General features: G+C 67.6%; 11 protein-coding genes and 1 pseudogene. 4 read left to right on the top strand and 8 right to left on the bottom strand.

The window, feature by feature from the left end; all coding sequences use genetic code 11:
• Window positions 1–91: 91 nt before the first annotated feature.
• The 5 genes and pseudogenes from CA951_RS19595 to CA951_RS44355 all read right to left on the bottom strand — a co-directional run.
• Complete coding sequence (locus CA951_RS19595; RefSeq protein ID WP_087558426.1) at window positions 92–1,132, bottom strand: anti-sigma-D factor RsdA; 1,041 nt, start codon at window positions 1,130–1,132, stop codon at window positions 92–94.
• Entirely contained in the window at window positions 1,116–1,694 is a 579-nt protein-coding gene (locus tag CA951_RS19600) for a sigma-70 family RNA polymerase sigma factor (protein WP_087558427.1), read from the bottom strand. Before CA951_RS19600 ends, CA951_RS19595 begins: the two co-directional genes overlap by 17 nt.
• 160 nt (window positions 1,695–1,854) lie before the next feature.
• The gene (locus tag CA951_RS19605; protein WP_087558554.1) at window positions 1,855–2,688 is read right to left on the bottom strand and encodes a hypothetical protein; all 834 of its coding nucleotides are present in this window, start codon (window positions 2,686–2,688) and stop codon (window positions 1,855–1,857) included.
• Between the two features lie 34 nt (window positions 2,689–2,722).
• Entirely contained in the window at window positions 2,723–3,373 is a 651-nt protein-coding gene (locus CA951_RS44350) for a transcriptional regulator (protein ID WP_256974006.1), read from the bottom strand.
• Window positions 3,374–3,493: 120 nt separating this feature from the next.
• Window positions 3,494–3,679, bottom strand: a pseudogene (locus CA951_RS44355) (MerR family transcriptional regulator); the annotation flags it as partial.
• A gap of 306 nt (window positions 3,680–3,985) precedes the next feature.
• Between CA951_RS44355 and CA951_RS19615 the strand changes: the two are divergent.
• The 3 genes from CA951_RS19615 to CA951_RS19625 all read left to right on the top strand — a co-directional run bounded on the left by CA951_RS19615 (window position 3,986) and on the right by CA951_RS19625 (window position 5,800).
• Complete coding sequence (locus CA951_RS19615; protein ID WP_005239766.1) at window positions 3,986–4,279, top strand: WhiB family transcriptional regulator; 294 nt, start codon at window positions 3,986–3,988, stop codon at window positions 4,277–4,279.
• Between the two features lie 130 nt (window positions 4,280–4,409).
• Window positions 4,410–5,078, top strand: coding sequence for a sigma-70 family RNA polymerase sigma factor (locus tag CA951_RS19620; protein ID WP_087558429.1), 669 nt, complete (start codon window positions 4,410–4,412; stop codon window positions 5,076–5,078).
• A gap of 2 nt (window positions 5,079–5,080) precedes the next feature.
• The gene (locus tag CA951_RS19625; protein ID WP_087558430.1) at window positions 5,081–5,800 is read left to right on the top strand and encodes an anti-sigma factor domain-containing protein; all 720 of its coding nucleotides are present in this window, start codon (window positions 5,081–5,083) and stop codon (window positions 5,798–5,800) included.
• Window positions 5,801–5,887: 87 nt separating this feature from the next.
• On the opposite strand, the gene groL is transcribed toward CA951_RS19625, so the two are convergent.
• On the bottom strand, window positions 5,888–7,501 hold the full coding sequence (groL, locus tag CA951_RS19630; RefSeq protein WP_087558431.1) for a chaperonin GroEL: 1,614 nt from the start codon (window positions 7,499–7,501) through the stop codon (window positions 5,888–5,890).
• 92 nt (window positions 7,502–7,593) lie between these two features.
• Entirely contained in the window at window positions 7,594–7,893 is a 300-nt protein-coding gene (gene groES / locus CA951_RS19635) for a co-chaperone GroES (protein WP_003940763.1), read from the bottom strand.
• A gap of 230 nt (window positions 7,894–8,123) precedes the next feature.
• On the opposite strand from groES, the gene CA951_RS19640 reads away from it, so the two are divergent.
• Window positions 8,124–9,842, top strand: coding sequence for a TIGR03767 family metallophosphoesterase (locus CA951_RS19640; protein ID WP_087558432.1), 1,719 nt, complete (start codon window positions 8,124–8,126; stop codon window positions 9,840–9,842).
• Here CA951_RS19640 and CA951_RS19645 read toward each other — a convergent pair.
• Window positions 9,839–10,375: a potassium channel family protein gene (locus CA951_RS19645; protein WP_087558433.1), complete on the bottom strand. Its 537-nt coding sequence runs from the start codon at window positions 10,373–10,375 to the stop codon at window positions 9,839–9,841. The two genes, CA951_RS19640 and CA951_RS19645, sit on opposite strands and share 4 nt — an antisense overlap.
• Window positions 10,376–10,505 lie beyond the last annotated feature (130 nt).

Consider the following 10,505-nt stretch of genomic DNA (forward strand, 5'->3'; position numbering starts at 1 on the left):
GTTTTCACAGACAACTGAATTCACAGACAACTGTGGCCCGACACGCGAAGTGTCGGGCCACAGTGGTCTGTGCGGGTGGGCCGCCGAGCCGCTAGCTGGTGGGCGGCAGCACCGGGACGGGGGTCGTGGTGGTCGGTAGCGGCACCGTCGAGGGCTGCTGAGACGGCTGCTGCTGAGTGGGCGGCTGCGTGGTCGGATTGTCCGGCGGCAGTATCGGCAACTGCATGATCGTCGGGTCCGGGCTCGTGGACGGCATCGTCTCGGGAGGAAGCGGCGGCTGCGGCGGGATGGTGGGGAGCTGCGGCAGCGGAATCGGCGGCAACCCCGGAATCTGCAGATCCGTGGGCAGCTGAGCTCCCGGCAGCAGTTCGGCTCCCGGCACCGTCGTCGAGCCGGGTGTTCCCGGAACGGTGGCCGGCAACGAGGTGGCCTGCGACGGCGCGTCGGTGGTGGTGGTACCCGGCGTCATGGTCGCGGCCGGCGGTGTGGTCGGGGCGATCTTCTCTACCTCCGCGGCCAGCTTCGCCCGCCACACGTCGAGTTCGTTGCGCATGTCGTCGTCGCGTACCCCGCCCGCGCGGTCGGCGGCACCGTCGAGCAGATCCTTCGCCGACTCCGCGTCGCCCGCGGCGATCAGCCGTTCGGCCTCCTGCAGCTGCGACGTGGTGTCGATCTGCGCGACGGTCGAATCGGCCTGCTGGCTGAACACGACCGACTTGACGCTCCACAGCGGATCGCCGGGTTCGGCGTTGTACGAGAAGATGGTGGCACCGCCCATGACAACCGCGATCGCGGCGGCAGCGCCTGCGATGGGCCGCAACAGGCGGAGCTTGCCGCGGGCGGCGCTGCGTGCGGAACGGACGTTGTCCGAGGCGTCGATCGCCGCGATCACGTCGTCGAGCAGCGGCCCGGTCGGCATCGGCGTCGACACGATGTCGGCACGCCAATTGGTCAGCAGAAGCGCGAGCTCGTATTGCTCCGGCGAATCCGTTGCGACGGGACCGCCACCGGCGATCGCGTCGATCAGCGCGTCGTCGCGGCGCACAGCCGAAACGTCCACCGGTGCGTCGTCTCCTGGGAGATCGGCATTGGGATTGCCGTTGCGCTTGATGCCCCTAGCCAAACCTCTCACCTGCCCTCGTCACTTCTTTCTTCAGTTTCGCGATGGCTCGGTGTTGAGCCACGCGGACAGCTCCCGCGGTACTTCCCACGGCCGCGGCCGTCTCCTCCGCTGACATACCGACCACGAGCCGGAGGATCAAGATCTCCCGGTGCTTCTCCGGCAGCGTGCTCAGCAGTTCGTTCATCTGCCTGCTCGCTTCCGAGTCCAGCGCCCGTTGTTCGGGTCCGTCATCGTTGGCTACGACATCCGGTACTTCGGCGACGGGCTCCGACTTGTTACGTGCGGAGTTCCGATGCGCGTCGGCAACCTTGTGCGCGGCGATCCCGTAGACGAATGCCATGAACGGCCGGCCCTGATCCTCGTAACGAGGCAAGGCCGTCATCACGGCGAGGCACACTTCTTGTGCCACGTCGTCCGCGGAGAGTTGTCCCCTCTCCGCAGCACCGACCCTGGCTCTGCAGTAACGCACAACCAGGGGCCGAATATTTTCCAGGACCAGAGCTAAAGCGGCCCGGTCACCCTGCGTTGCAGCGGCGACTGCGGAGTCCAACTCCTCGCTCGTGTTAATCATCGTTGCTGAATATCCTGGCGTTACAGTGGCACCTCCCCCGATGGGTGTGCTCCCGCTCTCAGCGGAACACTCCAAGAGTAACGGTGCGGACCGAACGGTATTCGCCCGGATTCGCACCGATTCGTGAACAACCCGGCCCCACGGCGCCCCACCAGCGGAGTCAGATTCGGAAGCGCCCACCTCGTGCCCTGATGAGGGCTTCGCACTCCTTGCACACCGCCTCCGCACGTGAGTCGGACGTCACACCACCGAGCAACATCGCAGCCGCCCACTTCAGAGGTATCAGGCCGTACCGATCGCAACGGTCGAGCACATCCGCGGCGAGCCGTGCCGCCGGCCCGGAATCGGAGTCCCCCGTCATCGACGCGCTCCGCAGCAGATCCGATTTGACGTGGTGCCGCACCGATCCGGCGGCCTCCGAAATTTCTGCCGCGGTCTCGGCGTGGCGGCGCGCCGAGGCGAAGTCCCCGGCCGCGAGAAGCAACTCCGCGCTCACCCAGTGCCTCCGGACGTGCTGCCGCCACAGTTCGCCGGGGGCGTGGGCGTCCAGGTGCTCGGCGCACCGATCGAGCAGCCGCCTGCCCAGTGCGAGCCGGCCGCACCCCAGTGCGTCGGCGGCCAGTCCCGTCAGTGCGTCGCACCGCGCCTGCACGGTGAGAACACCGTCTGCGCCTCCGGGACCCGTCACGGCGACGGCCAGGGCCCGGCCGTCGAATCTCGACGCCACGGCGTGCCAGCCGAGTTGCCGCAGTAGCGACGCCTGCGTGCTCCAGGCGAGCGAGACGACCGCGGGTTCTGCAAACCCTCCGCGCGTCAGGGCGTCCAGTTCGGCGCGGGATCGGCTGTAGTGCCCCCGGGCGCCCCACGCCACCGCCCGCATCCAGCGTTCGACGGGAACGTCCGACTCCGGCAGGGGGCCGGTACCCGGATCGGCGCCGAACGCCGCGCGGATCAGTGAATTGGTGACGTCGGATCGGAGCGAGGAGTCGGGCACGCCGAGATCATCGCATCGCCTGGCCGTGCGGCGGTCAGGTGACCGCAGCGACGGCGTCCACGGCCGCATCCAGGGCGCCCAGGGCCGCGATCGTCCGCGGTAGTGACTGTGTCCGGCCACCGGGACCGCCCGCGAGCATCGTCAGCCCGGTGCGCCTGCGGCGGATCGCCCGCAGCAGGGACGCGACGTCGCATCCGGCGGCAGGCAACCAGAGGACGATCACGTCCGGTTCGGCGTTGGTCACGGCGGCGAGCAGCGCCGACCGGCACAGCGGCAGCGCGATCCGCGTGTCCACCGAGGCGGTGGCCAGGGCGGCGCCCAGAGCACGGAACTCGAGACCGTACGGGTCGGCGGGAATCGCGCCCGGCGTGTCGGCGGGCGGCTGCACGAGCAGGACCCGGCCGCCGCCGCCGATCGGTGCATCCAGTGTCATCGTGGACAGAATCCCCGCGACGCACTCCGCGAAGACGCGGACGCTCGCGGCGGCGGCGGCGTCGGAGTTCCTGCCCTCGTCCGCCCACTCGAGCACCGGAGCGACCACCGTCGTCCACATCGAGCTGAATCCTCGCTCCGCGACGGCTCGCACGACGATCCGGCGGATGGTCACGACGTCCCGCGCGAGCAATGCGCCCGACAGATTGCGGACGGCGGCGTCGGCGTCGACGAGGCCGGAAAAGGATGACAAAAGGTTCGAGGAGCCTGTTTTCGTCCCGTTCACCGAGTTGTCATCCAGATTTTCGCCACCCGGCCGGAGGCCGCTTTCTGACGAATATGTAGCCATTGCGTTAATCGCATATCTCGCGGCCTCCGCGGAGTTTGCACCGCCGTCCAGAGCCTGTTGCATGCATTCGAGCCGGGCGACGTCGCGCGGCGTGTACCGCCGGTGACTTCCCTGCGGGTGGACGGACGGGCCGATGCCGTAGCGGCGGTCCCAGGTGCGAAGCGTCGACGGGGCCACCCCGAGCCTTCTGGCCAGCGCAGATACCGACATAGTGGGTCCCTCGTCCGGAGATTCGGAGGGGGTCTGCGTTTCAGACTCCACGGGCTGGGGCACCCGCACATCGTTACCCCTTACCCAAGGTCTTTCAACCCGAAACGGAAACACGGAACCGCGGGAAAGTAAATATTTTCCAGGTTAACTTTCAGCTCGTGGGATATGTAAATTCCCACTGTGAACAACTATTGACGCGATTTCCGAACCGACTCTACGGTTAGCAACGTGAATGATTCAGCGGCTTGAACGTCGAGCCCACGGTCCGCTCGCCGCCCGAGGCGAGCTTGCAGCTAAGGAGTCCACATGCCTGCACCCAACCACCTTCCCGGCCCGAACGCCGATATCTGGGATTGGCAGATGCACGGACTGTGCCGCGGAGTCGACTCCTCGATGTTCTTCCATCCCGACGGGGAGCGCGGGCGTGCCCGCGCTCAGCGGGAAACCCGTGCGAAGGAAATGTGCCGGCGCTGCCCGGTCCTCGCCCAGTGCCGCAATCACGCGCTGAGCGTGTCCGAGCCGTACGGGATCTGGGGTGGAATGTCCGAAACGGAACGTGAGATGCACGCCCGGCACAGACGCGGCCGGATCGCCGTTTGACCGCTCGCCCACACTCACCGGGGAACCCTCGCCGCCGTGCGGGGGTTCCTCGCGTCACCTCGATCCCCTCGCCACCCATCCACGGCGACGCGGTCTCCGAATGCCTACCGGCTGGAGGAGATGAGCGGACATGCACGCTACCGTGGTTCTCGATGAAGCGAGACGAGCGCTGGTGACGAACCACGAGGGCAACACCCCGGCAGAAGACGTGTGCTCGCCGGACGCGGCGGGGGCACACAGCGTCCGAGCCACCGAATCCGCGGAACTCCACGACATCATGGCGCGCGTGGCGAACGGGGACGCCGACGCGTTCGCCGAACTGTACGACCGGACGAGCGCCCGAGTCCACGGCATGGTCCTGCGGGTCCTGCGCGACCCCGGGTACGCGGAGGAGACGACGCAGGAAGTCTTTCTCCAGGCTTGGCGCACCGTGTCGAACTTCGACCCGGCAAAGGGTTCCGTGCTGTCATGGCTGATGACACTCGCGCACCGCCGGGCCGTCGACCGCGTGCGCTCGGAGCAGGCAGGCACCGATCGCGAATCCCTCTACGAGACCACCAATATCGCGGGACCGTTCGACCACGTCACCGAGGAGGTGACCCGCCGGCTCGAGCATCAATCGGTGCTCGCCTGCCTCGACTCGCTCACGGACATGCAGCGTGAGTCCGTTGCGATGGCGTATTACGACGGCCGCACCTACAAGGAGGTCGCGTCCCAGCTGGGGGTCGCCCTGTCGACGGTGAAGACGCGCATCCGTGACGGACTGACGCGTCTTCGCGGCTGCCTGGGAGGTCTCTGACCATGAACGACGAACTCGTGGGCATGGCCTACCCGTACGCCCTCGACGCGCTCGACGACAGCGAGCGCCGCGAACTCGACACCGATCTCGCAGGCACCGACGAGGACACCCGCTCGACGTTCACGGACGAGGTCCGGCGGATTCGCGAAGCGTTCGCAGTGGTGAGCGCGGTGGGCGCCGTCGAACCGCCACCGCGGGTGCGGACCCGGGTCCTCGACGAGATCAGGCGTCCCGCGCCCGCGCCGACATCGCTCGCCGAACGACGCTCCCGCAGGCGGCGCTGGCAGATCGCCGTCGCCGCCGCCGCGGCCGTCGGTGTGCTCGCCGGCGGAACGGTGATCGTCCGGCAACTCACGGAAGGCCCGCCGCCCACCGTGGCCGAGCAGGTGCTCGACGCCGCCGACATGCACTCGTCGACGAGTGCGATCGCGGCAGGCGGGTCCGCGACCGCCAACTACTCGAAGTCGCAGGACGCTGTGGTGTTCGTGATGGACGGAGTCGCCCCGCCCAGCGCGGACACCGTGTACCAGCTGTGGTTGATGCCCGAATCCGGGGACGCGCCCGTGCCCGCCGGAACCGTGTCGGCCGGCGACGTGCAGCCGACCACGACGATCGTCCTCGACGACGTGGGGTCGATGTCGAAGCTGGCCGTCACCGTCGAACCGCCCGGCGGGTCACCCCAGCCGACGTCGGAACCGTTCGCAGTGCTGCAACTGAGCTGATCCGGCCGCCGCCGGACAGAGAAAACCCCCGTGCGATGATCCGCACGGGGGTTTCTCGTTCGAACGATCGGCCGCCGTCGGCAGAGCCTAGTGGCTGTGCCCGTGACCGGCCGGCTGCTCTTCCTCTTCCGCGGGCTTCTCGACCACGGCGCTCTCGGTGGTGAGGATCATCCGCGCGACCGAAGCCGCGTTGACGACCGCGGAGCGGGTGACCTTCACGGGGTCGACGACACCGTCGGCGAGCAGGTCGCCGTAGGTGAGGGTCGCGGCGTTGAAACCGTGCCCCTTGGGCTGCTCGGCAACCTTGCTGGTGACGACGGCCCCGTCGAGACCGGCGTTGCTGGCGATCCAGAACAGCGGCGCCAGCAGGGCTTCGCGCACGACCTTGACGCCCGTGGCCTCGTCACCGGTCAGACCGAGGTTGTCGGCCAGCTCGGTGCTCGCCTGAACGAGGGCGGAACCGCCACCGGGGACGATGCCCTCGGCGACTGCGGCCTTCGCGGCGTTGACGGCGTCCTCGACACGGAACTTGCGCTCCTTGAGGTCCGTCTCCGTGGCCGCACCGACCCGGATGACGGCGACGCCGCCGGCCAGCTTCGCCAGACGCTCTTCGAGCTTCTCGCGATCCCAGTCGGAGTCGGTGTTCTCGATCTCGCGGCGCAACTGAGCGACGCGACCCTTGATGTCGTCGTCGGTTCCGGCGCCGTCGACGATCGTGGTCTCGTCCTTGCTGACCACGACGCGGCGGGCGCTGCCGAGCAGGTCCAGTCCGGCGTCCTTCAGCGTGAGGCCGACGTCGGAGTTGATGACCGTGCCACCGGTGACGACTGCGAGGTCGTCGAGGAACGCCTTCCGGCGGTCACCGAAGAACGGCGCCTTGACGGCGACGGCCTTGATGGTCTTCCGGATGGAGTTGACCACGAGCGTCGAGAGAACCTCGCCCTCGATGTCCTCCGCGATGATGAGGAGGGGCTTGCCGCTCTCGGCAACCTTCTCCAGCAGCGGCAGGAAGTCGGGCAGGGACGTGATCTTCTCGCGGTACAGCAGCACGAGTGCGTCCTCGTACACGGCCTTCTGTGCGTCGAGGTCCGTGACGAAGTACGGCGACAGGTAGCCCTTGTCGAACTGGACGCCCTCGGTGATCACGAGCTCGGTCGCCAGGGTCGAGGATTCCTCCACCGTCACGACGCCGTCGGTGCCGACGCGGGTGAGCGCCTCGCCGACCATCTCGCCGATCTCCTCGTCACGCGAGGAGACGGTCGCGACCTGGGCGATGGAGTTCTTGCCCTCGACCGGCTTCGCGACGGCGAGCAGTGCCTCGACGACCTTGTCGGCCGCGGCGTTGATGCCGATGCCGAGTGCCATCGGGTTCGCACCCGCGGCGATGTTCTTCAGACCGCCCCGCACGATGGCCTGGGCCAGCACGGTCGCGGTGGTGGTGCCGTCGCCTGCGACGTCGTTGGTCTTGGTGGCGACACTCTTGACGAGCTGCGCACCGAGGTTCTCGAACGGGTCCTCGAGTTCGATTTCCCGGGCGATGCTGACACCGTCGTTGGTGACGGTCGGGCCGCCGAAGGCCTTCGCCAGCACTACGTGGCGGCCACGCGGACCCAAGGTCACCTTGACCGCGTCGGCAAGCTTGTCGACTCCACGCTCGAGAGACCGGCGTGCGATCTCGTTGAACTCAATCTGCTTGGACATGTGTTCTGTCTTCTCCTGGATCTCAGGGTTACGCGCGTGAACGCACTCCGCCCCGGGATCCTGTGGGGACTCCGGGGCGGATCACGTATGGCTTACTTGGAGACGACAGCCAGCACGTCGCGTGCCGACAGGATCAGGTACTCCTGGCCGGCGTACTTGATCTCGGTTCCGCCGTACTTGGAGTAGATGACCGTGTCACCCTCCTTGACGTCGACCGGGATGCGGTTGCCCTGCTCGTTGACGCGGCCTTCGCCGACTGCGACGACAGTGCCCTCCTGGGGCTTCTCCTTGGCCGTGTCGGGAATGACCAGGCCGGAGGCAGTCGTCGTCTCAGCCTCGTTGGCCTGGACGAGGATCTTGTCCTCGAGCGGCTTGATGTTGACGCTCGCCACGATGAGCCCTCCACTTTGGGGTATGCGGATCCGGAGACTTCTCCGGACTCCTGTTTGAGTGTTCCGTTTACGGCACTTCACACAGCCCCGTCGTCGCGGGTGCCGGAGCTCGATCGGCGCCACTTGGCACTCTATACGTGAGAGTGCCAACCCTCAAGGAGAAGGGGGTGGTAGATCGCGCCGCGCCGAATATCGTCCTGTCTCAGGGGCCGTCACCTAAGGTTCCTCTGGTGTCTGACATGAATAGGCGTAAATTCCTCACGTTTGCCGGGCTCGGGGCGATCGGGACGGTGGGGTTCGGAGCACGCCCGTGGGGGTTGCAGTACGCGGGCGCGGCCCCGCTCCCGACCTCCGGGGCAGGCACCACCCTCGAAGCGGTGGCCGTTCCCCTCGGAAGCTCCGGCTACCGCAGGCTCGGCGCGGGACCGGGGTGGCCGACGATCGTCCGCACCGAACTCGCCGAGGCCCGCAGCGGGCGCGAAGACCGGCGCACCGCACTCGCCTCCCTCGTCCAGCTCACCGACGTCCACCTCGTCGACGCCCAGTCCCCGATGCGCTTCGAATACGTACACCCCTTCACCGGTTCCGCGTTCCGCCCGCACGAGACTCTCACCGCGCAGGGTCTCGTCGCCCTGGTCGCCCGCGTCAACGCGCTCGCGTCCGGCCCGCACACCCGGCGCGCGTTCGATGCGGTCGTGAGTACCGGCGACAACACCGACAACAAGGAGTTCGCCGAACTCGGCTGGTTCCTCACCGCGCTCAACGGCGGCACCATCGTCCCCAACACGGGCGCCCCCGACCGCTACGAAGGCGTGCAGAACTCGGGGGCGGACCTGTACTGGAACCCGGAGTCCTCCATCCAGGACATGTACAAGAAGGCCGGGTTCCCCGAGATTCCCGGCCTGCTCGGCGCGGCGATCGCCCCCGTCACGAGCCCCGGCCTGAACACCCCCTGGTACTGCGTCTTCGGCAACCACGACGACTCGGTGGAGGGCACCGTCCCGAGCGGCATTCCCCCGCTCGAAGCCATGTACACCGGGTCGCTGAAGTTCGAGGTCCCCGGGTCTCCGGAGCAGGCGAAGGCGGTGGACATCGCCACCAAGTTCGACCCCGGCGCCATTCCCGCTGCGCTGTCCGCGTTCACCACGCCACCACGGGTCGTCACGCCCGACCCCGCGCGGGCACCGTTCACTCCCCGCCAGTTCATCGCCGCACACCTGGACCCGGCCAACACCGGTCCCGGACCGGCCGGTCACGGCTTCGCACCCGACGCCGGTGAGACCGGAATCGGCTACTACTCGTTCGAGATCGCACCCGGTGTCGTCGGAATCAGCATGGATTCCACCAACCGGGCCGGGTTCGTCGACGGCTCGCTCGGCGCCGCGCAGTTCCGGTGGATCGAGGACACCCTGGCGGCAGGCAGCAGCCGGTACTACGACACTTCGGGCAACCCGGTGTCGCAGGCACGCAGCGACACCTGGTTCGTCCTGTTCAGCCACCACACCAGCGGCAGTATGGACAACGTCGTCCCCGACCCCGCCGCCCCGGCGGAACCCCGGATCCGGGGTTCGCGACTGGTGGACCTGCTGCACCGATTCCCGAACGTCCTCGCCTGGGTGAACGGACACACCCACGAGAACCGGATCACCCCGTGGCCCGGATCCACTCCGGAGCAGTCGTTCTGGGAGATCAACACGGCCTCGCACATCGACTTCCCCCAGCACGGGCGGATCATCGAGGTGGTCGACAACGTCGACGGAACAGTGTCGCTGCTCACCACGCTGTTCGAGGCCGACAGCCCGTACGCCGTGGACCACACCGACCTCTCACCGCTCGGGCTGGCGTCGCTGTACCGGGAGTTGTCGTTCAACGACATTCACGCCGAACCGGACCTGGGCGACGGGACAGCCGACCGGAACGTCGAACTGGTGCTGGCGTCGGGTCGTTAGACCCGGCGCTTGCGGGCCCAGTCGACGGCCGCGACGACCGCACGGATGCCGACGCCGAGCAGGATCAGATTTCCGATGATCTGCACACTCACGACGGCTCGGGACGCATCGGTCGTCGCGGCGATGTCGCCGAACCCGACGGTGGAGAACACGGTGAGCGAGAAGTACAGCGCACCCATGCGCGTGAGAGGTTCGGTGAAATAGCCCGGATCGCTTTCGGACATCAGGCAATATCCTGCCGAGAACCCGAGCAGGTAGAGCGGCAGGATCAGGGAGAGTGCCTCGATCGCCTGGAGCGCAGGCACGTCGGACCGGAAGATCCGGCGGATCTGCCAGACCGCCGCCGAGCCGACGACCAGCAGTCCGCCGACCAGGAAGAGCAGAGCGGACATGTTCCCGATCGAGGTCCACGGCAGGGCGAAGTAGACCACCACGCACAGGGTGACGGTGCCCAGCGGGCGCACGCATGCGCGCACCAGAAGGCGTCGGCGCTCGCGTCTCGTGAGCTGGCGAAAATCGCTGGCGTGTCCCATGAGATTCCTTTGGACAACTGTGCAGGTGAGACCGGATATCGAGCGCCATCTTCGTCTTCGGGGGCCGGAAGTCGGGAGCGAAATCCGTTTGTTTTCTGTAACGTTCAGATAACAGTCGCCGATTCAACGG

It is taken from the genome of Rhodococcus sp. NCIMB 12038, from assembly GCF_002165735.1.
Classification (GTDB): Bacteria; Actinomycetota; Actinomycetes; order Mycobacteriales; family Mycobacteriaceae; genus Rhodococcus_F.